The organism is Isoptericola halotolerans (assembly GCF_003003075.1).
Classification (GTDB): Bacteria; Actinomycetota; Actinomycetes; order Actinomycetales; family Cellulomonadaceae; genus Isoptericola; species Isoptericola halotolerans_A.
This window is the reverse complement of the sequence record NZ_PVTX01000007.1, coordinates 192,019-212,855: the sequence shown is the minus strand read 5'-3', so window position 1 is coordinate 212,855 and position 20,837 is coordinate 192,019. Positions and strand designations below refer to the sequence as shown.

At 73.8% G+C, this 20,837-nt stretch carries 22 protein-coding genes and 1 pseudogene; 11 read left to right on the top strand and 12 right to left on the bottom strand.

Going from position 1 to position 20,837, the window contains the following annotated elements:
- Positions 1-188: 188 nt before the first annotated feature.
- Entirely contained in the window at positions 189-836 is a 648-nt protein-coding gene (locus BCL65_RS11715; RefSeq protein ID WP_165800001.1) for a DedA family protein, read from the bottom strand.
- 149 nt (positions 837-985) lie between these two features.
- On the opposite strand from BCL65_RS11715, the gene BCL65_RS11710 reads away from it, so the two are divergent.
- Complete coding sequence (locus tag BCL65_RS11710) at positions 986-2,719, top strand: alpha/beta fold hydrolase (protein WP_106268202.1); 1,734 nt, start codon at positions 986-988, stop codon at positions 2,717-2,719.
- A gap of 168 nt (positions 2,720-2,887) precedes the next feature.
- The gene (locus tag BCL65_RS11705) at positions 2,888-4,168 is read left to right on the top strand and encodes an MFS transporter (RefSeq protein WP_106268200.1); all 1,281 of its coding nucleotides are present in this window, start codon (positions 2,888-2,890) and stop codon (positions 4,166-4,168) included.
- Here BCL65_RS11705 and BCL65_RS11700 read toward each other — a convergent pair.
- On the bottom strand, positions 4,155-5,123 hold the full coding sequence (locus BCL65_RS11700) for an AraC family transcriptional regulator (protein WP_106268321.1): 969 nt from the start codon (positions 5,121-5,123) through the stop codon (positions 4,155-4,157). The two genes, BCL65_RS11705 and BCL65_RS11700, sit on opposite strands and share 14 nt — an antisense overlap.
- A 132-nt stretch (positions 5,124-5,255) precedes the next feature.
- On the opposite strand from BCL65_RS11700, the gene BCL65_RS11695 reads away from it, so the two are divergent.
- Together BCL65_RS11695 and BCL65_RS11690 are read left to right on the top strand one after the other, a co-directional pair.
- On the top strand, positions 5,256-6,125 hold the full coding sequence (locus BCL65_RS11695) for an SDR family oxidoreductase (RefSeq protein ID WP_106268198.1): 870 nt from the start codon (positions 5,256-5,258) through the stop codon (positions 6,123-6,125).
- Entirely contained in the window at positions 6,122-6,577 is a 456-nt protein-coding gene (locus BCL65_RS11690; RefSeq protein WP_106268196.1) for an anthrone oxygenase family protein, read from the top strand. Before BCL65_RS11695 ends, BCL65_RS11690 begins: the two co-directional genes overlap by 4 nt.
- A gap of 32 nt (positions 6,578-6,609) precedes the next feature.
- Here the strand turns inward: BCL65_RS11690 and BCL65_RS11685 are convergent, their stop codons facing one another.
- On the bottom strand, positions 6,610-7,461 hold the full coding sequence (locus BCL65_RS11685; protein ID WP_106268194.1) for a hypothetical protein: 852 nt from the start codon (positions 7,459-7,461) through the stop codon (positions 6,610-6,612).
- 238 nt (positions 7,462-7,699) lie between these two features.
- On the opposite strand from BCL65_RS11685, the gene BCL65_RS11680 reads away from it, so the two are divergent.
- Both BCL65_RS11680 and BCL65_RS11675 read left to right on the top strand, forming a co-directional pair.
- Positions 7,700-8,347 (top strand): hypothetical protein, encoded by a 648-nt coding sequence (locus tag BCL65_RS11680; protein ID WP_125206537.1) that lies wholly within the window; start codon positions 7,700-7,702, stop codon positions 8,345-8,347.
- Positions 8,344-8,613 (top strand): hypothetical protein, encoded by a 270-nt coding sequence (locus tag BCL65_RS11675; RefSeq protein ID WP_106268191.1) that lies wholly within the window; start codon positions 8,344-8,346, stop codon positions 8,611-8,613. Before BCL65_RS11680 ends, BCL65_RS11675 begins: the two co-directional genes overlap by 4 nt.
- Before the next feature lie 22 nt (positions 8,614-8,635).
- Here the strand turns inward: BCL65_RS11675 and BCL65_RS11670 are convergent, their stop codons facing one another.
- The 4 genes and pseudogenes from BCL65_RS11670 to BCL65_RS11655 all read right to left on the bottom strand — a co-directional run.
- The gene (locus BCL65_RS11670; protein ID WP_106268189.1) at positions 8,636-9,700 is read right to left on the bottom strand and encodes a glutathione S-transferase family protein; all 1,065 of its coding nucleotides are present in this window, start codon (positions 9,698-9,700) and stop codon (positions 8,636-8,638) included.
- On the bottom strand, positions 9,697-10,290 hold the full coding sequence (locus BCL65_RS11665) for an HhH-GPD-type base excision DNA repair protein (RefSeq protein ID WP_106268187.1): 594 nt from the start codon (positions 10,288-10,290) through the stop codon (positions 9,697-9,699). The genes BCL65_RS11670 and BCL65_RS11665 overlap by 4 nt, the downstream gene beginning before the upstream one ends.
- A gap of 19 nt (positions 10,291-10,309) precedes the next feature.
- Complete coding sequence (locus BCL65_RS11660; RefSeq protein ID WP_243401028.1) at positions 10,310-10,771, bottom strand: DUF4265 domain-containing protein; 462 nt, start codon at positions 10,769-10,771, stop codon at positions 10,310-10,312.
- Positions 10,772-11,069: 298 nt separating this feature from the next.
- Positions 11,070-11,174: pseudogene (locus BCL65_RS11655) on the bottom strand (HhH-GPD-type base excision DNA repair protein); the annotation flags it as partial.
- Between the two features lie 56 nt (positions 11,175-11,230).
- On the opposite strand from BCL65_RS11655, the gene BCL65_RS11650 reads away from it, so the two are divergent.
- On the top strand, positions 11,231-11,632 hold the full coding sequence (locus BCL65_RS11650; protein ID WP_106268183.1) for a DoxX family protein: 402 nt from the start codon (positions 11,231-11,233) through the stop codon (positions 11,630-11,632).
- Here BCL65_RS11650 and BCL65_RS11645 read toward each other — a convergent pair.
- From BCL65_RS11645 to BCL65_RS11635, 3 genes are read right to left on the bottom strand one after another with little or no spacing between them, the layout of a single operon-like run.
- Positions 11,613-12,488, bottom strand: coding sequence for an ABC transporter ATP-binding protein (locus BCL65_RS11645; RefSeq protein WP_106268181.1), 876 nt, complete (start codon positions 12,486-12,488; stop codon positions 11,613-11,615). The genes BCL65_RS11650 and BCL65_RS11645 overlap by 20 nt on opposite strands.
- On the bottom strand, positions 12,485-13,573 hold the full coding sequence (locus tag BCL65_RS11640) for a putative F420-0 ABC transporter permease subunit (protein WP_106268179.1): 1,089 nt from the start codon (positions 13,571-13,573) through the stop codon (positions 12,485-12,487). Before BCL65_RS11640 ends, BCL65_RS11645 begins: the two co-directional genes overlap by 4 nt.
- The gene (locus BCL65_RS11635) at positions 13,566-14,597 is read right to left on the bottom strand and encodes a putative F420-0 ABC transporter substrate-binding protein (RefSeq protein ID WP_106268177.1); all 1,032 of its coding nucleotides are present in this window, start codon (positions 14,595-14,597) and stop codon (positions 13,566-13,568) included. Before BCL65_RS11635 ends, BCL65_RS11640 begins: the two co-directional genes overlap by 8 nt.
- Before the next feature lie 230 nt (positions 14,598-14,827).
- Here BCL65_RS11635 and BCL65_RS11630 point away from each other — a divergent pair, with 230 nt between their 5' ends.
- Together BCL65_RS11630 and BCL65_RS11625 are read left to right on the top strand one after the other, a co-directional pair.
- Positions 14,828-15,253, top strand: a complete 426-nt coding sequence (locus tag BCL65_RS11630; protein WP_106268175.1) for a CoA-binding protein — start codon at positions 14,828-14,830, stop codon at positions 15,251-15,253.
- A gap of 83 nt (positions 15,254-15,336) precedes the next feature.
- Positions 15,337-16,917 carry a molybdopterin-dependent oxidoreductase gene (locus tag BCL65_RS11625; protein WP_106268173.1) on the top strand — a complete coding sequence of 527 codons (1,581 nt, stop codon included), beginning with the start codon at positions 15,337-15,339 and terminating at the stop codon, positions 16,915-16,917.
- Between the two features lie 25 nt (positions 16,918-16,942).
- Here the strand turns inward: BCL65_RS11625 and BCL65_RS11620 are convergent, their stop codons facing one another.
- Entirely contained in the window at positions 16,943-17,581 is a 639-nt protein-coding gene (locus BCL65_RS11620; protein WP_106268320.1) for a LysE family translocator, read from the bottom strand.
- A 127-nt stretch (positions 17,582-17,708) separates the two neighbouring features.
- Here BCL65_RS11620 and BCL65_RS11615 point away from each other — a divergent pair, with 127 nt between their 5' ends.
- On the top strand, positions 17,709-18,509 hold the full coding sequence (locus BCL65_RS11615; RefSeq protein WP_106268172.1) for an SDR family oxidoreductase: 801 nt from the start codon (positions 17,709-17,711) through the stop codon (positions 18,507-18,509).
- Between the two features lie 35 nt (positions 18,510-18,544).
- On the opposite strand, the gene BCL65_RS11610 is transcribed toward BCL65_RS11615, so the two are convergent.
- On the bottom strand, positions 18,545-19,921 hold the full coding sequence (locus BCL65_RS11610) for an MFS transporter (protein ID WP_106268170.1): 1,377 nt from the start codon (positions 19,919-19,921) through the stop codon (positions 18,545-18,547).
- Between the two features lie 220 nt (positions 19,922-20,141).
- On the opposite strand from BCL65_RS11610, the gene BCL65_RS11605 reads away from it, so the two are divergent.
- Complete coding sequence (locus tag BCL65_RS11605) at positions 20,142-20,774, top strand: maleylpyruvate isomerase family mycothiol-dependent enzyme (RefSeq protein WP_106268168.1); 633 nt, start codon at positions 20,142-20,144, stop codon at positions 20,772-20,774.
- The last annotated feature ends 63 nt before the right edge of the window (positions 20,775-20,837 follow it).

Here is a 20,837-nt window from a genome sequence, read left to right as displayed (position 1 = left end):
AGATCTCCTGCCGCGGACCACCGGTCCGTTCGCGTGGAGTCCGGCGAGCTGCTCACGGACACTCGGACGAGTTCGACGGGACCGGCGAGGCCGTGTCGGGACCGCGCCACGAGGGCGGCGAGCTCGTGTGGCCCTCGCAGGGCGCGGAGCTGCACCGCGACGACGACACCGCCCACCATGGTGGCGGGCTAGGCTGATGTGCACCTGACCTGGACGGTCGAGCGCTCGGCGGCCCGCCTGCCCTCCATGCGGCGCATCACCGCCTCGAGGGCGAGGCCGAGCAGCAGCGCGCTGAGCATGCCCACCGTGATGGCGAGCAGCGGGCTGCTGCCCAGCAGCCAGTGGGCGCCGACGGCGATGATGGCGTTGTAGGCCGACCAGAGGACGGCCGCCACTCCGGCCGCCAGCGTGAACCTGGCGGGCGAGTACCCCAGGACGCCCGCGCTCACGTTCACTCCGACGCGGCCCACGGGAACGAACCGGCCGACGATGACGAGTGTGGCTCCTCGCCGGTCGAGGGCCGTACCGGCACGGGTGAGCATCCGCCGCCCGCGCGCGCCGCGCAGCCCGGGGATCCTGTGGAGCGGGACACGGCGACCGAGCGTGAAGGCGAGGAGGTCTCCGAGCAGCGCACCGCAGGCCGCGGCCAGCACGAGCAGCACCAGGTGCGGTCCGGTCCCCGCGGCAGAGAGCACGGCGGCGGTGATGAGCACCGTCTCGCTCGGGACAGGGGGGAACACGCCGTCGACGACCGCCAGCACCAGGACGACCACGAGCAGCCAGGGCGAGTCGCCCAGCTGCGCGGCGAAGGCTTCGATGTGGTTGAACAGCTCCACGGTGCGTCCGTCCCCTCGGTATGACTGCTCACCAGTCAACGTGGCGGCGCGCGTCGGCGGCTATGGGGTGTCACCCCGAGAGACCCCTGGTCTTGGCCCCGAGCGGTTGGAGTGGCGCCCGGAGCAACCGTCCTGCATCGTGGATGTCGATGAACCGGTCGACGACGCCCCGCCGCCCCCGTCCCTTCACCACCGCGGTCGCCGCGCTGAGCGCCGGAGCGCTGCTCGCCGCCGGCATCCCGGCCACGGCCGGCGCCGCCGAGCGCGCCGCGCCCGCCACGATGACGCCGCCCGCCGCCTCGCCGCCGTCGTCGCCGGTCACGAGCGTGCTCCAGGTCGACGCGCCGGTGCCGGACATCGACTGGCAGCCCTGCGACGACGCTGAGGGTTACGACTGCGCGGAGATCCAGGTCCCGAGCGACTACGACCGCCCCCACGGCCGCACGACCACGATCGCGGTCACCCGGCTGCCGGCCACGGACCCCGAGAGCCGGATCGGCAGCGCGCTGGTCAACTTCGGCGGCCCGGGCGGCCCGGGCCTGGACAACCTGCACGCGGTCGGCGAGGTCATGGTCGACCCCGAGGTCCGCGCCCGGTTCGACCTCGTGAGCTTCGACCCGCGCGGGGTCGGCCAGTCCGACCCGGTGACCTGCTTCCGCGACGCGGAGCGGGAGGCGGAATACTTCGCCGGGTTGCCCACGGCGCCGATCACCCGCGCCGAGGAGCGTCGTGCCGTCGCCGGGTTCGCGCGGATCGCCGCCGGGTGCCAGGTCATCTCCGGCGACCGCCTCTCGACGGCGTCGACGGCGAACGTGGCCCGGGACATGGACGTGCTGCGGCAGGCGCTCGGCGACGACCAGCTGACGTACATCGGCTACTCCTACGGCACCATCCTCGGTGCCACCTACTCGGCGCTGTTCCCCGACCGGGTGCGCGCCCTGGTGCTCGACGGCACCATTGACCCGGTCGCCTGGTCCGGCACGGGCTCGGAGGACCCGATCGCCACCCGCCTCGGGCAGGCGGAGGCCGCCACGGAGACGTTCGCCGAGTTCAACCGGCTGTGCGCGGAGGCGGGACCCGGAGCGTGCCCGTTGGCCGCCCTCGGTGACCCGGCCGCCGTGACCGAGGAGGTACTCACCACGCTGCGCGAGGGGCCCGTCGAGGTGCCGGACGGCGAGGGCGGCACCGTGCCCTTCACCTACGGGGAGATGCTCGCGGTCTCGTTCCAGGCGATGTACGGCACGGCGGCGTGGCCGCAGCTGTCGCAGCTGTTCGCCCAGGTCGCGGTCGCCGCCGGCATCGGCGAGCAGCCCCCGTCGGCCCGGAGCCACGGCCCGTCCCTGGACGACCTCCTGCGCGAGCTCGGTGTCGTCGAGGACTACCCGTCGCTCGGCAACGCGCTCGCCGCCCAGTGCATGGACGCAGCCGAACCGCTGCGCCTGTGGCAGTACCCGGCGTACGTGGACGACCTGGACGCAGAGTTCCCGCACTTCGGGCGCTTCCGCGGGTGGACCGGGGCAGGATGCGCGCCGATGATCCTGCGCGACGAGGACGCCTACACCGGTCCGTGGGGCCAGACGACGCAGGCGCCGGTCATGGTGATCGGCACCCGCTACGACCCGGCCACGCCGTACCACTTCACCGAGCCGTACGCCGACCACTACGACGACGCGCGGGTCATGACGGTCGAGGGCTGGGGTCACACCACCCTCGGCGTGAGCACCTGCGCGGACGCCGCGATCGCGCGGTACCTCGTGGACATCGAGGCCGACGACGGCGTCACGTGCGAGCAGGACGTCGCGCCGTTCGCTCCGGTCGAGCAGCGGTCCGACCGTGCGGACCTGCGCGCTCAGGTGGTCCCGCCCGGCGGGTGGGGTCTCTGAGCGCAGGGCGGCGACGCAGGTCACTGCGTGCGCAGAGCGCACCGGTGTACCGTCGTGGCGGGTCGGCAACGTGACCTGAACAGGCTTGTGTATCTACCGGGTGCTCCTCGCGCCAACGGCGGCACGACGCATCGTGCGGCTGTGCCGCACCGGAGGAGACCGACGGACATGACCCTGACGCAGTACCCGCCCACGTCCCGGGCCGGCGCCCCGCCGGCGCCCGGCAGCGACGGCCCCACCCTCGTCGAGGCCATGGGCCGCACCTACTTCCCGCTCGCGTTCGTGGCGCGCCTGCCCTTCGCGATGATGGTCGTCGGCGTGCTGACGCTCGTGGTCGCCGGCCGGGACTCCCTGACCCTCGGCGGCGCGACGTCGGGCATGGTGGGGCTCGGCGGTGCGGCGATCGGACCGCTCGTCGGCGCGTGGGCCGACCGGGCCGGGCAGCGGCGGGTCCTCCTGGCGACGGCCGCGGTCCACAGCGTGCTGCTGCTCGCCCTGACCGCCGTGGTCTACTCCTCGGCGTCCGACGCACTGGTGCTCGCGATCGCCTTCGCCATCGGCGCCACCTCCCCGCAGGTGCCGCCGATGTCGCGCAGCCGGCTCGTCGGCGTCATCCGGTCCCGGCTCCCGGCGGGACGCCGTCCCGCCGTGCTGAGCCGGACCATGTCGTACGAGTCCGCCGTCGACGAGATCGTGTTCGTGTTCGGGCCCTTCGTGGTCGGGCTGCTCGCCGCGACGCTCGGGCCCACGGCGCCGATGGTCGCCGCCGCCGCGCTCACGGCGCTCGCCGTCGGCACCTTCGCGCTGCACCCCAGCGCCCGCACGACGACGGCGCGCACCACGCCCGCGGCGTCCGACCCGGGTGTCGCGTCGGGCGGGCAGGCTCCCGCCCGCGAGCTGTTCCGCCCGCGCGTCCTGGTGCTGGTCGCCGGGTTCGTCGGGGTCGGGCTGTTCTTCGGCTCCGTGCTCACGGCCATGTCGGCGTACACCGGCGACGCGGGCCACGCGGAGCAGGCCGGGCTGCTCTACGGGTTCATGGGCATCGGGTCCGTCGTGTCGGCGCTGGCCGTGTCCGCCTTCCCGGCGCGGTTCAGCCTGCGCGCGCGCTGGCTGACCTTCGCCGTCGTGCTGCTGGTGGGTGCCGTCGTCGTGGCCGCCGCGCCGTCGACCGGCGTGCTGATCGCCGGCCTGCTCCTCGCCGGGCTGGGCATCGGTCCGAGCCTGGTGACGGTCTACTCGCACGGTTCGGAGCGCAGCCCTGACGGTCGGGGCACCACGGTGATGACGATGCTCGGCTCGGCCGTCATCCTCGGGCAGTCGATCGCGGCGGCGGCCACGGGTGCGCTGGCCGACACCGTCGGCACCTCCGCCGCGCTGGCCGTGCCCGTCGTGGCCGCCGGCGTCGTCCTCGCCTCGGCCGCCGCGAACTGGCGGCTCACCGGGCGTTGACCGCCGCGGTCGAAACAGCTGCCGTCCGACGGCGGTGCTCGGCAGGGCTCACGCCCCGGACCCGCTTGAAGGCGGTGCTCAGCGCGAACGGCGAGGCGTAGCCGACCGCACGCGCCACGGAGGTCAGCGTGGCCGCGTCGTCGGCGAGCAGCATGTCCGCGGCGAGGTCGAGCCGCCAGCCGGTCAGGTAGGTCATGGGAGCCTCGCCGACGAGCTCGGTGAACCGGCGGGCGAACGCCGCGCGCGACAGCCCGACCTCGTCGGCCAGCGCCTCGACGGTCCACGGCCGGGCCGGGTCGTGGTGGATCAGGCGCATCGCGACGCCGACGGCGGGGTCGGCGTCGGCGCGGTACCAGCCCGGCGCCTGCGGGTGGTCGAGCCAGGCCCGCAGGCAGGTGATGAGCAGCAGGTCGAGGAGCCGGTCCAGCACCGCCTCCTGACCGGGCAGGTCCTGCACCACCTCCCGGGCGAGCAGGTCGACCAGCGTGGGGTCGACGTCGCCGCGCCGCAGCACCACGCGGTGCGGCAGGACGCGCAGGAGGCGGCGCCCGACGGCACCGTCCAGCGGGTACGTGCCGGTGATGATGACCGTCTCGCCGTCGAGGTCGTTGCCCCACGACCGCACCCCGAACACGGTCATCGGTGACGGCCCGCCGTCGATCGCACGGCAGACGTCGCTCGGCCCGACCACCACGGTGGGCACCGTCGTGGGGGAGTCGGCGACGACGTAGTGCTCGGGCCCGCGCAGTAGCACGACGTCGCCCGCCTCGACGGTGGTGCCGGCGTCGTCCCCGGAACCGCTGGGGCCCACCCAGCCCGATCCGCGCAGCACGGGGACGATGGTCAGCGGGGCCTCGTCCTCGATGCGCATGCCCCACGGGGCGCGCAGATGGCTGCGCAGCAGGAACGCGCCCCGCGCGCGGGGACCGTCGAGCAGGCCGGAGACGACGTCCATGTGGTCAGGGTAGACCGGTGCGGGCAGGATGACGAGACGCTGGCGTATGAACCAGAGCGCCCAGGCCATGGATCGTCTCACCTGTGGCCGGTTGACTCAGGGATGCCCACTCACCCTTCCTCGGAGGTCCTGATGTCTCAGCAGCAGCCCACGCTCGACCCGTCCACTGCAGCGGCAGCGGACGGCGGCACCGTCGTCGTCCTCGGAGCGACCGGCAAGACCGGACGACGCGTCGCCGACCGGCTCGACGCGCTCGGCGTCCCCGTGCGCCGCGCGTCCCGGAGCGCCGGGCTCCGGTTCGACTGGGCGGACGAGTCCACCTGGGCCGCGGTGCTCGACGGAGCCACCGCCGTCTACGTCGCCTACGCGCCGGATCTCGCGGTCGCCGGAGCGCCCGAGACGGTGACCCGGCTGGCCGTCGCCGCCCGGGACGCCGGGGTGCAGCGGCTGGTGCTGCTGTCCGGGCGCGGCGAGACCGAGGCGCAGCGGGCCGAGCGGATGGTCGCCGAGGTCTTGCCCGCGCGGACGGTGGTGCGCTGCGCCTTCTTCGCGCAGAACTTCGACGAGAGCTTCCTGCTCGAACCGCTGCTCCAGGGCGAGCTCGCGCTGCCCGTCCAGGACGTGCGCGAGCCGTTCGTCGACCTCGAGGACGTCGCCGAGGTGGCCGTCGAAGCGCTGACCGACGACGCCCACGCCGGCCACGTCTACGAGCTGACCGGACCGCGGGCCTTGACGTTCGGCGAGGCCGTCGCCGAGATCGCCGCCGCCGCAGAGCGCGACCTGCGGTACGTGCCGATCACCATGGCGGAGTTCACCGGGGGCCTCACGGCGATGGGTGTCCCCGCCGAGGAGACCGGCCTCCTGGAGTACCTGTTCACCGAGGTGCTGGACGGTCGCGGCTCGTTCGTCGCCGACGGTGTGGAGCGCGCGCTGGGTCGGCCCGCGCGCGACTTCCGGGAGTACGCCACGCGTGAGGCCGCCGACTGGGCGCCCGGCGCATGACCGCGTACGACGTGCTCGTCGCTGGCGCCGCCGTCGCGACCGGCCTCGCCGGCGGGGTGCTCTACGCGTTCTCGGCCTTCGTCATGGCGGGGTTGCGGCGCCTGACGCCCGAGGACGGCGGCGCCGCCATGCGCGCCATCAACCGCGACGCCCTGCGGCCGCCGCTCATGGTGCTGCTGCTGGCCGCGGTGGGCCTGCCGGTGGCCGGCGCCGTCGTCGGGCTGGTGACCTCGGCACCCGGGGCGGTGTGGGCGGTGACCGGGGCCGTCGTTGCGGTCGTCGGGATCCTCGGGGTCACCGGGTTCGGCAACGTGCCGCTCAACGAGCGTCTGGAGGCTGCCGAGGATCCCGGCGCCGAGTGGCAGCGCTTCGTGGGGCCGTGGCTGCGGTGGAACCACGTGCGGACGGTGGCCGGCGCGGTCGCGTCGCTGTCGTTCGTCGTGGCGGTGTGAGCCGCGTCCGTACCGCGCCGGACAGCCGGTCCTCAGCCCAGCTGGGCGGAGACCACGATCTCGTCGCCGACGTCGAGCCGGACGTCCGTCAGCCGCACGCCCGGGGGGAGCGCCTCCGCGAGGTCGATGCGCTGGCCGGCGACCGCCTCGACGCGGCCCTTGACCGCTCCGAGGAGCGCGCCGACGATCGGGTTGCCGCTGGAGAGCTGGACGTCGCCGACGGTGAGCACCATGTGGGCGTCCACCGCCGCGGACGCCGTCGCGGTGATCTTCGCCGAGAGGAACATGCCCTTCTTGATCGACGCCTCGATGGCGATCGCGGCGTCCCGCGGACCGGTCTGGTCGATCTGCATGTCGAAGTCGGTGAGCTGGATCCCGTTCCCGGCCAGCGCCACGGTGAGCAGCCCGCGCACCGTGCCGGCGAGCCCTTCGCGCGAGACCGCGAGACGGGCGCTCCCGGTCACCGGCGAGTCCTCCGACGGCTCGACGATCTCCGCGCCGACGGAACCGTCCGCCCCGGCGACCCAGGCGAACCGCACGCCCTGCAGCTCGGCGGCCAGGTCGACCGGGAGGTCGACGGCGGTCAGCGGGTGCGCCTCGAGGCGCAGCGTCCGCAGCACCGCCTCGTCGCGGGAGACGATGTCCGGCTCCCACGACGGCGCCTCCGCCGCGGAGCCCTGCGCCGGGACGCCGACGGCCACCCCGGTGAGGTCGAGCTCCAGCGAGTGCACGTCGGCGCCGTCGAGGTTCGCCTCGATCCGTGCCTCGTCGAGGCCGTGCACCTGGCCGCGGCCGGCGTCGCGCAGGGTGTCGCGCAGCCGGGCGGCGAGGTCGTCACCCGTCGCGGGGCGCGGGGCGGTACCGAGGGGCAGCAGGGAGTCCATGACGCCCGAGCCTAGCGGCCCAGGTCGCACGACGGCGCGAGCCGGACCGACCGGTAGTGTCGGGCCGACGACGTGGGCGACGGTGCGGACCCACGGTCTCGAGGTGGATGAGGAGTGGTGTGGTGGCGGACCTCGTGGTCGACACCGCGATGTTCCCGGATCTCGTCCAGGGCACGACGGGGGACATCGTCGGCCACACCACGCTGCTGGCGCGCGACGTCCCCCCGTGGGGGCGGTGATGGGAGCCCCGTGGGAGGACGGCCCGGTCTTCACCTTCGCGCCCCGCGACGGTTGGGTGTTCTGGACGGCAGGGCTCGACGGCCCTGGATGGGCGGACGTCGCCGCGCAGATCGCCGGGGGTGACGACGACGAACGGGTGCTCGGCGCGGTCCGCGACCACGACCAGCGCGCGACGGCAGACGGCCAAGCATGGGGAGCGGGTCTGTGGTTCCCTCCCCACCACGACCGGTCGCCGGTCGCCATGCTCCTCGTGCGGTCCTTCGCCGAGCGGGGAGACGTCGACAAGGCCTACCGCACGTTCGTCAAGCAGGCGCGCAAGATGCCTCGGATCAAGGACGTCACCGTCTCGTCGTACGACGTCGGTGAGGGCACCAGCAACGTCGGGCGCCTCGTCGAGCAGGTGATCGACACGGTGGACGCGCGCAGCGAGGCCTTGGTGAGCACCTGGCGGTACACGATCTTCCCGCCGGACCACGACGAGGTCGTGTCCGTGGAGGTCGACACGTTGCACGCCCACATGGTCGACGCCGTCGAGGACGAGCTGGTCGAGCTGCTGGCCTACGCCTCCTACACGGCCCCGGAGGCGGCGCACGCCGCGGCCGAGGAGGGCGGTTCCAGCCCTCTGCACCCGGTGGTGCGCGGATGACGCCCCCCGCGGACGGCCCCGGTGTCCTGACGATCGTCACGGGGCTGCTGGCCGTCGCCTCGGTGCTCTTCTTCCTCTTCTTCGTCCTCGGAGGCTCCCGGTTCTTCGTCGGTGACGCCGGCGCGGTCCGGCCGGCGGTGCTCCTCGCCGTGGTGATGGCGGCCTGCGTCGGGCTCGCGATGCTGGCGCAGAGCGACGAGTCCGAGCAGCGGGACGACGCGTGGGAGCAGTACTTCGAGTGGGAAGATCAGCAGGACTCGTCGTAGTGCGCCCGCGGGCCCGGCTGGGTCACGCCGGGGAGAGCGGGCTGTGCCCCGCGGCCACCTGCTCGCCGTCGCGCACTGGTCCCGGTGGTGTGCCGCCGCCCCACGGGTCGTCACCGAGCGACTCCCGGCCGTGGGGGTCGAGCCAGCCGCGCAGGTCGGGGCCGGCGGGCACGATCCGCGTCGGGTTGATGTCGGTGTGCACCACGTAGTAGTGCTCCTTGATCTGGGCGAAGTCGACGGTGTCCCCGAACCCGGGCAGCTGGAACAGGTCGCGCGCGTAGGCCCACAGGGCCGGCATCTCGGTGAGCTTGTTCCGGTTGCACTTGAAGTGGCCGTGGTAGACGGCGTCGAACCGCACCAGGGTGGTGAACAGCCGGACGTCGGCCTCGGTGATGGCGTCGCCCAGGAGGAATCGCCGGGTCGTCAGCCGCTCCTCGAGCCAGTCGAGCGCGGTGAAGAGCCGTTCGTACGCCTCGTCGTAGGCCTCCTGGGAGCCGGCGAACCCGCACCGGTACACGCCGTTGTTGACCTCGGTGTAGACGCGGCGCATCACCGAGTCCATCTCGTCCCGCTCCGCGGGGTCCTCCGGCAGCAGCCGCGGGGCGCCCTCACGGTGGTGGGCTGCCCACTCCGTCGAGAGGTCGAGCGTGATCTGCGCGAAGTCGTTCGTCACCACGGCGCCGTCGCGCGTGTCCACGATCGCCGGCACCGTGATGCCACGCGGGTACTCCGGGTCGCGGGCGAAGAACGCCTCCTGCAGGCGTTCGATCCCCAGCTCGGGGTCCTTACCGCCGGGGTCGAGGTCGAACGTCCAGCTGCGCTCGTCGTGCGTCGGGCCCGGCATGCCGAGGCTGATCGCGTCCTCCAGGCCGAGCAGCCGGCGCACGATGATCGAACGGTTGGCCCACGGGCAGGCGCGCGCGGCGATCAACCGGTAGCGGTCCGCCTCCACGGCGTAGCCGTCCTCGCCGTCTCGCGTGATGCGGGTCGAGATGTAGTTCGCGTCGCGCACGAACTCCTGACCCTCCACCGTGTACGTGCCGCCCTGGGAGTGCTCCGGGCGTTCCGTCGTCGTGCCGTCGTTCACTTCGTCTCCTTCGCGGCGGCCTTGGCCGCCTTCTTGAACGCGCGGACCTCCTGGAGAGCCTCGGCGCTGGTGACGTCGGCGATCGAGCGCCGCGAGCCCGGCTCTCCGAACTCGCCCGCCGCTTCCCGCCAGCCGGCCGGCTCGACCCCGCGCTGCTTCCCGAGCAGGGCGAGGAAGATCTTGGCCTTGCGCTCGCCGTAACCTGGCAGGGCGTGGAGACGCCGGAGCACCTCGGCTCCCGTCGGCGCCTCGCCGGACGGGCCGGGGTCGGTCCAGATCCGGGACGTGTCGCCGTCGTACGCGTCGACGACGGCGCGGGCCACCGCCTGGACGCGGCCTGCCATCGAGCGTCCGTACCGGTGGATCGCTGGGGGAGTGGTCGCCATCGTGACGAACTCGTCCGGGTCGGCGTCCGCGATCGCGGACGGCTCCAGGGTGCCGAACCTGTCGAGGATCTTGCGCGGCCCGGCGAACGCGTGCTCCATCGGGTACTGCTGGTCGAGCAGCATGCCGATCAGCAGCGCGAACGGGTCGTCGCTCAGCAGTTGGTCGGTGTCCGCGTCACCGGTGATCCAGAGGTCGGTAGCCATGCCTCCATCCTGCCCTTCGTCACAGGCCAAGCCACTCGGGGGTGACGTTTCCCTCTTCGTAGTGCCACCATCGTTCGGTCTTGCCCTGGATGCAGAGTTGCTTGACAGCCGCGACGTCGACGTCAGGGCCGAGGTCGAGGGCGACGATCTTGAGTTGCTCGCCAAGACTCTCGCCCGTCACGTTCAGAGGGGAGAATGCGTCGAGAACTGCTCGACTGTCACCGCTCAACGGTCCGTCGCTTCGGGGGATGACGCGGATGGTCTGTCGCCCTCCGAACTCGAGCGTCTGCGAGAACCACAGAACCCCGTCTTCGTCGGCGACGGCGCTGACGACGTCGTCCGCGGATGATCCGCGGACGAACCACGGCGTGTTGTCCAGGCGGTAGCGCCCGTTGCCCAACGGTTCCGCCCAGAGGCCTTCGGAGTCGGCCGGGGGCCAACCGTCTTCGCTGCGATCGAGCCGAAACCTAACCTTGGCCATCTCCACGGTCACAGAGTGTGTCGGCTGGCGATCTTGCTATCAAGTGCGGTGGTGTCCCAGGCGAGAGTCGACGAGGGTCGTCCGGCCTCAACCCGGCAGCAGAACGTCAACTGGCACGGCCGACTCGATGGGCGAGTTCAGGCTGGGACTGCCCGAGCTGGAGCGCTCGTCGCGGATGCGCCGTCCGGCTCCATGAGGTGAAGCACATCGATGTGAGCCATCTCCGGCTCCACGAGTGGGACCGGAACTCTCCGATCCACGGAGAACGGCTTTGACCTGCAGTGATACCTGGTGGTTACGGAGTCCGCTGGTCGAGCAGCATGCCGATCAGCAGCGCGAACGGGTCGTCGCTCAGCAGCCTGTCGGTGTCCGCGTCACCGGTGATCCAGAGGTCGGTAGCCATGCCACCATCCTGCCCGACGGACGCCACCGGTGCGGCGTACGGATAGCCTCGCTCGCATGCCTCGACACACCGACGTCCTCGCCGGCAGCCTGGCGGCCGCGCTCACGGTCACCGGAACGCTCCACTTCGCGCGTCCCCGCGCGTTCGACGCGCTGATCCCGCCTGCCCTGGGCTCGCCCCGCGCCTGGGTCTACGGCAGCGGGGTCGCCGAGCTCGCCTGCGCGGCAGCGGTCGCCGTGCCGGCCACCCGCCGGGTCGGCGGTCTGGCCACGGCCGCCCTCTTCGTCGCCGTCTTCCCCGGGAACGTCAAGATGGCGCTCGACTCCCACCCCGGTGCGCGCTCCTGGGCGCGGAAACCGTCGGTGGCCTGGGGTCGGCTCCCGCTCCAGGTGCCGCTGGTGGCCTGGGCCTGGCGGGTGGCGCGCACGGCTCCGTCGGTCAGCGCTCGTCGAACGTGAGCACCGGCCGCCCGGTGCGCGGGTGCCGCAGCACCGTGGTGCGCACCCCGTAGACAGGGTCGATCACCTCCGGTACCAGCACCTCGTCCACCGGCCCGGCTGCGACCACGTGGCCCGCGGGTCCCGTGGCCAGGACGACGGCGTGGTCGCAGGTCGCCGCGGCCAGCGACAGGTCGTGCAGGGCGGCCAGCACGGTGACGCCCTCGGTGGCGAGCCCGCGCACCAGCCGCATGGTCGCGAGCTGCGCGGCCACGTCCAGGTGGTTCGTGGGCTCGTCGAGCAGCAGCACCCGGGGTGCCTGGGCGAGGGCGCGCGCCATGTGGACGCGCTGTCGCTCGCCGCCGGACAGCGTGGTGACCTCGCGGGCGGCCAACGGCAGAGCACCGACGCGGTCCAGCGCTGCGCGGGCGATCGCGTGGTCCTCCTCGGTGGGTCCCGCGAGCAGCGACCGGTGCGGGGTGCGCCCGAGCAGCACGGCGTCGAGCACCGTGACCGGCAGCTCGGTGGCGGCGTCCTGCTCCACGAACGCCAGCGTCCGGGCCCGACGACGGCGCGGCATCGCGAGCAGGTCCTCGTCGCCGGCGGCGGTGCTCAGCGCGACCCGCCCGCCGTTGGGCGCCTGCACGCCGGCGACCAGTCGCAGCAGGGTCGACTTGCCCGTCCCGTTGGGGCCGAGCAGCCCGGTCACGGCGCCGGGCGGGGCGGTCACGTCGACGTCGTCGAGGATCAGCCGTCCGCCGACCGACCACCGCACCCGCTCCGCCGCCAGGCCGGCCGTGCTGGTCCCGTCCTGCCCGGCCGCGGGGTGCGCCTGCGCGGTGCGGGCGGGAGCCGAGCGCTCGGAGGTCTGCGTCATGAGCGGGCCCGTCCCTTCCAGAGCAGCACCGCGAACACCGGTGCGCCGATCGCAGCGGTGACGATCCCCACGGGCAGCTCGCGGGGGGCGAACACGGTGCGGGCCAGGGTGTCCGCCCACACCAGGAACGTCGCGCCGCAGAGCATGGACAGCGGCAGGAGCGCGCGGTGCCGCGCGCCGACGAGCTGCCGGACGGCGTGCGGCAGGATCAGGCCGACGAACCCGATCGCGCCCGACTGCGACACCAGCGCACCGGTCAGCAGCGCCACCGCGAGCAGCAGCCCCCACCGGACCCGCGCCACGGGGACGCCGAGCGCGGCCGCCGACGTGTCGCCGAACGTGAAGGCGTCCAGCACGGACCCGGTCGAGGCCAGCAGGGTGCCGATGACGAGCACGGCCCCGCCGGCCACCGCGACCGACGTCCACGTCGCCCCGGCCACCGAGCCGAGCAGCCACGACAGGATCTCGCGGTACTGGTCGCCCTTCGCGGACCAGAAGATGACGAAGCTCGTCGCGGCGGCGGCGAGCTGGGACACCGCGAGCCCGGCCAGCACCGTCCGGGCCGGGGACAGCCCGCCGGCACCGCGCCCCGACGCGGAGGCGAGCGCCAGCGTCGCGACGAGCGCCGCCGTCGACCCCACGAACGCCGCGACCGGCAGCACGGCCGTGAGGCCGAGGACCAGCACGCACGCCGCCCCGAAAGACGCCCCCGAGCTCAGGCCGAGCAGGTACGGGTCGGCGAGCGGATTACGGGTCAGCGACTGCATGACGACGCCGCACACCCCCAGCCCGGCGCCCACCGCGGCGGCGGTGAGCACCCGCGGCATCCGCAGCTGCCACACGATGCCGTCGGCCAGCGTGTCCGGTGCCGCGAGGCCGAGCAGGTCGCCGAGCCCGACGCGTGTGGCCACCACCTGCGCCACGTCCGACGGCGTCAGCCCGGCGGGGCCGATCGCCACGGTCACGACGACGGTGGCCAGCAGCGCCGCCGTCGTCCCCGCGAGCCACACGAGCAACCATCGCCGCGAGAGCGTCCCCGGATTTGCCGGGGTCGCGGCGGGGGTGCGCGTGGCCGTCTCAACCATCGATGTCGATCCCGGCGAGCTGCTCGGAGAGGTCCTGCGCGGCGTCCGCGTTGCGGACCCCGGCCTCGGAGGCGGGGAACGGCACGACGAGATACCGCTCGTCCTGGACGGCCCCGAGCCGTGCGGTCGCCGGGTTCTCCTCGAGCCGCGTGATCTTGTCCTCGGCGCTGTTCCAGGCGGCGTCGACGAGCACGATGACGTCCGGGTCGGCGTCGACGATCTCCTCCCACGCCATCGAGGTCCACGTGTCCTCGACGTCTCCCGCGACGTTGGCCAGCCCGACGGCGTCGAGGATCATCTGCGGCGCGCCGATGCCCGCACCCACGTACGGGATGTCGCTGCCGGAGGAGTACCAGAGGGCGTCCAGGCCACGGTCGTCGGGCGTGATCGCGTCGAGCGTCGTGCGCTGCTCCGCCACGACGGCCTCGGCCTGCTCGGCGACGTCGAAGACGGCGCCGACCTCGCGGATCTCGGCCCACACGTCCTCGAACGTGAGCGGGTTCGGCATGTACGCCGGGTCCTTGCAGGCCGCCGGTGCCACGTAGGTGTTCACCCCGAGCGACGCCAGGGTGTCGCGGTCGCCGGCGCCGTCCGCGGACACGTTCGACTCCCAGCCGGCGTAGACCAGGTCGGGCTCGAGCTCGAGCACGGCCTCGGTGCCGGGCACCTCGTCGCTGAAGGGCTCGGCGACGGCGGTGCCCTCGGCATCGGCCGCGAGCCACTCCGGCACCGCCCCGTCGAGGAACGCGGCGCCGACGATCCGGTCGCCGAGCCCGAGCGCCAGCATGGTCTCGGCGGTCGAGGACTTGATCGTCACGACACGCTCCGGCGCGGCGTCGAAAGTCACCTCGGTGCCGCAGTTGTCGAGCGTGAGCGGGTACTGCGTACCGGCCGCGGCCGGGGCGGACGTCTCGTCGGACGTCCCTCCGGGCGTCGACGACGCGGCGTCGGCCCCGGACGAGCAGGCGGCGAGCGCCAGCACGGCGGCGGCAGCGGGCAGGGCGAGCAGGTGCGGACGAGGCACGCGGAGGGCTCCCTCTCGAGCAGACGTGGCCGCGCCGGGACGAGCGCGGCGCGGCAGGGCGGGGCGGGCGCGTCATCTCGCGCCGACCGGACCTGCGGCCCAGAGGGGAGGGGCCGCGCCGACGGGCTAGTCACTGGTGCCCGTGGTCCGCCCCACCAGCCTATGACAACGTCCGGGTCGTCCGGGACCCCCGGGGGAACACGCGACCTCGCCGCCGGGTTGGCACCGTCATGACCACTTCGCGATCCTCGCAGAGCGACGGCACGGTCCGGCGGGTCCTGGAGGACACCACCACGTGGGCCGTCGTCGGCCTGTCCACCAACACCTCGCGTGCCGCGTACGGGGTGGCGCGCGTCCTGCAGCAGCACGGCAAGCGGATCGTGCCCGTGCACCCCTCGGCGCCGACGGTGCACGGTGAGCAGGGCTACGCGAGCCTGGCGGAGATCCCCTTCCCGGTCGACGTCGTGGACGTCTTCGTGCGCTCCGAGCTCGCGGGCGACGTCGCCGACCAGGCCGTCGAGATCGGTGCCCGGGCCGTCTGGTTCCAGCTCGGGGTCATCGACCACGACGCCGCCGACCGCGTGCGCGCGGCCGGGCTCGACATGGTGATGGACCGCTGCCCGGCCATCGAGCTGCCCCGGCTCGCCTCCGCCTGAGCGGTCCTTACGAGCCGGTGACGGATCGCGCTCCCCGGCGCCGTCCGCGTGGTGCGCGGGCCCCACGGTGGAAGAGTGGCCCCATGAGCAGCAGGGACCTCGGCGGCTGGTGGGCCGCCCTCGCAGGGATCGTGGCGGCCGGAGCCGGACTCGCGCTGGCCGAGCTCGTCGCCGCGTTCGTGGACCCCGCCTCCTCGCCGGTGCTCGCGCTCGGAGGGGCCTTCATCGACGTCGTGCCGCCCTGGTTGAAGGACTTCGCCGTGGAGTGGTTCGGCACGGCGGACAAGGCGGTCCTGCTCGCCTCGATGGGTGCCGTGCTGGCGGCCGGTGCCGCTCTGGCCGGATGGCTCGAGCGGCGGGTGCCGCCGTCGGGCGCCGTGCTGCTGGGTGCCGTGGGCCTGGTCCTGGCGCTCGTGGCGATGAACCGGCCCGGCGCCACGGCGGCCTGGATGCTCCCCAGCGTGATCGGTGTGGGGGCCGCGGTCGTCCTGCTGCGTCTGCTCGTGGCCCGGGTGCCCGCCCGGCGCGCCGACCCCGCGGCCGCTGCACCAGCAACGACCGCACCAGCAGCGACCGCACCCGTGCCCGACGGCGCGGCGTCGCGCCGGACCTTCCTCGCCTGGTCCGGCATCGCGGCGGCGGGCGCGGTCGTGGCCGTCGTGGCGTCACGGGCGGTGTCCGCCGGGAGCCGAGCCGTCGAGGTGGTCCGCGAGGCGATCCGGCTGCCGGCGCCGGCGAGCCCCGCGCCGCCGGTCCCGCCCGGCGCCGACCTGGAGGTTCCGGGCGCCGAGCCGTACATCAGCCCGAACGACAACTTCTACCGCATCGACACCGCGCTGCGGGTGCCCGCCGTCGACCCGGCCGAGTGGTCGTTGCGGGTCACCGGCCTGGTGGACGAACCGTTCGAGCTCACCTGGGACGAGCTGCTCGAGCTGCCGATGACCGAGCACCACGTGACGCTGGCCTGCGTCTCCAACCCCGTGGGCGGGGACCTGATCGGCAACGCGCTGTGGCTCGGCTACCCGATCCGGGAGCTCCTGGCCCGGGCCAGGCCGCAGGCGGGCGCGGACATGGTGCTGTCCACCAGCGTCGACGGCTGGACCGCCGGCACGCCGCTCGAGATCCTCACCGACCCGGACCGGGAGTCGCTGCTCGCCATCGGCATGAACGGCGAGCCCCTGCCCGAGCAGCACGGCTTCCCGGCACGGCTCGTGGTGCCGGGCCTGTACGGCTACGTGTCGGCGACCAAGTGGGTCACCGAGCTGAAGGTCACCCGCTTCGCCGACGACGAGGGCTACTGGACGCCCCGCGGCTGGTCCGCCCGCGGCCCCGTGAAGCTGCAGTCCCGGATCGACGTGCCCCGATCAGGCTCGGTCGACGCCGGCGAGGTGGTCGTGGCGGGAGTGGCCTGGGCGCAGCACATCGGGATCGACGCCGTCGAGGTGAGCGTGGACGCCGGTCCCTGGCAGCCCGCACAGCTCGCCGAGACCGTCGGGCCCGACACCTGGCGCCAGTGGCGGTACGTGTGGGACGCCCCGGTCGGCGGGCACACGATCGCGGTGCGTGCCATCGGCGCGGACGGTCAGGTCCAGACCAGCGACGAGGCGCCGCCGGCCCCGGACGGGGCGACCGGCTGGCACACCGTCGGGGTCTCGGTCGACTGACCTCGCCCTGGACGAGGGCGGCACGTCAGGCGCGCGCCTCGAACGCGAGCCGGGCACCGAAGGCGACGAGCAGCCCTCCAGTGATCCGGTCGAGCCAGCGCACGGCGCCCGAGCGTCGCAGACGTGGCCCGGCGACCCCGGCCCCGAGCAGGACCGCCGACAGCCAGAGCGTGCCGAGCACGCAGTGCACTGTGGCGAGCAGCAGGCCCATGAGCAACGGGTTCACCCCGGCAGGTGTGAACTGCGGGATAGCCGCCACGTAGAAGACACCGACCTTGGGGTTCATCAGGTTCGTGCCCAGGCCCAGACCGAAGTCCCGCCATCGACCCGACGCGGATGGGGGTGTCTCGACGTCAGCGCGCTCGACGCGCCGGTGCAGAGAGGCCGCGATCATCGACACGCCCATCCACCCGAGGTAGACGGCGCCGGCGATCGTCAGGACGCGGTACGCCGTCTGACTCGCGGCGAGCAGCGCCGCCGCTCCACCAGCCGCGGCGGCCCCCCAGAGCAGGGTGCCGACCTGGATGCCGCCGAGTGCGGCGAAGCCGTGCCGGCGCGAACGCGTCAGCGTGCTGCGCAGCACGAGCGCGGTGTCCATCCCGGGGATGATGGTCAGTAGTCCTGCCACGAGAGCGAAGGCCAGCAGCGCCTGGGTCACGGTCACGGTGCGACCATATCGCCGCGGACGATCACCGATGATGAGGCACGTGCGGGCCTGGCGATCCTCGCCGGAGTGTTGCGCGACGTCGCCGCGGACCTGCCGTCCCGACCGAGAACCGAGGAGCACCACGATGAGTACCACCAGCACCCCCACCGCGACACCCCGCCGCGTCCTGGTCACCGGAGCATCGTCCGGCATCGGTGCCGCCACCGTCCGCCGGCTCCGGACCGAAGGGTTCGACGTCGTCGCCGCGGCCCGCCGTGCCGACCGGTTGGAGGCGCTCGCGGCCGAGACCGGCGCCGAGGCCTTCCCGCTCGACGTCACCGACGACGACGCCGTCGCGGGCCTGGTCGAGCACCTGACCGCGACGGGCGGGCTCGACGGCGTGGTGAACAACGCCGGTGGCGCGTTCGGCCTCGACCGGGTCGAGGACGCCGACCTGGACCAGTGGCGGCAGATGTACGAGCTCAACGTGCTCGGCACGTTGCGTGTCACGAAGGCCGTGCTGCCGCTGCTGCGCACCTCGGCCGAGCGGGGAGGAGGCGCACACGGCCCGGGCGCGGACCTCGTCGTCGTGACCTCGACCGCCGCGCACGGCGCCTACGAGGGCGGCGCCGGGTACACCGCGGCGAAGCACGGCGAGCGGATGCTCTCGACGACGCTCCGCTGGGAGCTCGCCGGCGAGCCGGTCCGCGTGGTGGAGATCGCCCCCGGCGCGGTCGCCACGGAGGAGTTCTCGCTGGTGCGGTTCGACGGCGACGCCGAGAAGGCCGCGGCCGTCTACGAGGGCTACCAGCCGCTGGTGGCCGACGACGTCGCCGACGCGATCGGGTACGCCCTGACCCGGCCGCCGCACGTCAACCTGGACCTCATGGTGATCCGCCCCCGCGCGCAGGTGCACAACTCCAAGATCGCCCGCACCGGCGTCTGACCGCCGAACGTGTCGTTCCGGACCGCTTTGCGGCGCTATTCCGGTGCGGATCGGGACGTTCGGCGTGCTGGGGCTCGGGCGGCGAACGCGATGACCGGCAGCACGAGCAGAGCGAGCGCCCCGCCGCCGAGCGCCAGAGCCGCGTAGCTCGACGACGCGACGACGAACCCCGACCCGAGCCCGCCGGCGGCGCCCGCCAGCGCGACGGCCAGGTCGACCGATCCCTGCGTGCGTGCCCGGGTCGCCAGCGGGACCGACGTCGTCAGCAGAGCGGTGCCCGAGACCAGCCCGAGGCTCCAACCGAGCCCCAGCAGACCGAGCCCCACGGCGAGACCGGCTACCGACGACGGCGGCACCAGCGCCGAGACCAGGCCGGCCGCGAGCAGCGTGGCAGCGGCGGCCACGGCGACCCGCACCGGACCGAACCGGTCGGTGAGCCACCCCGACAGCGGTGACGGCAGGTACATCATCCCGACGTGCACGGCGATGACGAACCCGGCGGTGGCCACGGCGTGCCCGTGCTGCTCCATGTGGATGGGGGTCATCGTCATGATGGCGACCATGACGCCCTGGGTCAGCACCATGATGGTGCCGGCGAGCAGCACGGTGCGGCTCACCTGCCGATCGGTCGGCTCGGCCACCTGCGGCGGGGGAGCGAGCGTCGTCGCCGATGTCGCCGGTGCCGCCGTCTGCGCCGTCGAGGAGACCGAGGTCCGGGCCGGCGCCGCCTCCGGACGGGGCTCGGCCTGCTCGGCGCGTTCCCGGGCGAGGAGCAGCGGGTCGGGTCGCAGGAGCACCCACAGCACGACGCCCGCCGCTGCGTACGCGGCCCCGCCGAGGAGGAACGGCCCGGCGAGCGGCGGGATGCCCCAGCCGGCCGCGAGGTCGCCCATGACGCCGACCAGGTTGGGGCCTGCCACAGCCCCCACCGTGGTCGCGACCAGCACGGTGCTCACGGCCCGGCCGCGGTGCCGGGGCGCGGCGAGGTCCGCGCCCGCGTACCGGGCCTGCAGGTTCGTCGCGGTGCCGGCGCCGTAGACGGCGAAGGCGACGAAGAGCAGCACGACGTCGTCGAGCACGGCGGCGACGACCACGCCGGCCGCTCCGACGGCCCCGGTGAGGTAGCCGAACGTGAGGCCTGCGCGGCGGCCCCACCGTTGCGAGAGCCGCCCGACGACCAGCGCCGCCGCGGCGGACCCTGCCGTGAACAGGGCGGCGGGCAGGCCGGCGTAGGCGGTGGTGGCGAGCATCTCGGCGGCGAGGAGCGCTCCGACGGTGACGCCGGCAGCGAGCCCGGCGCCGGAGAGGACCTGGGCGAGGACGAGGACGAGCACCGTCCGGCGCTGCTGCGGGTCCGCAGCGGTCGCGGCGTCGGGAGGACCGCCGGGCGCGGTGTCGGTGTCGTCGGCCATCGAGGCTCCTCGCGTCGTGGGGTGTCGCTCAGACACTACGACGATCGTGCGCTCGCTCGGCCTGCCGGGCGAGCGATCGGCAGGAACTCGCTGTCACCTGGCAGGACACCGTCGTCCGGGGAGTCGACCGCGGTCCGATGAGATCGCTGACGACTCCCGGTCTGCCCTGGCGCAGCCGCTGCCGGCCGGGCGCGGCCGACCCGATCGCAGGAGGTCGCCGATGAACACCCGAACAACCCTCTGGGACGCCGTCCACGCGGAACGTCGTGAGCTCGTCCGTCATCTCGAGGCACTGGCGCCGGACCAGTGGCAGACGCCGTCGCTGTGCCCGGGATGGTCGGTGCACGACGTCCTGGCGCACCTCATCGACTCCGCGACCACGACGCGGCGAGGGTTCCTGCGCAAGATGGTCGCCGCTCGGTTCGACTTCGACCGGATGAACGCCCACGGGGTGGCGCGGCACCGAGCGGCGGATCCGTGGGCCACCCTGGAGGCGTTCCGCGCGGTGGTCGACCGGACCGACACACCTCCCGGCCCCCTGGTGACACGGCTCGTGGAGGCCTACGTCCACGGCGAGGACATCCGGAGACCGCTCGGGATCGGGACCACCTACCCGCCGGAGCACGTGCTGACGGCGTTGGAGCATCTCGCGCGCACCGGTGCAGGACTGGGCGGCGGCAGAGAGCGTGTGGCGGGCCGGCAGCTGGTGCCCGTGGACGGGGGCCGGAGCATCGGCGCGGGAGCACCGGTCCGAGGCAGCGCCGTCTCGTTGCTCCTCGCGGTCGCCGGACGACCCGTGGGCACGGGCGAGCTGACCGGCGCCGGGGCGGCAGGCCTGGTCGGGAGTCGCTGACCACGGTGGCTTGCGCGGCTCGCTATCATCGGATCACAGGCATCGACCCGGCCATCACCGGTG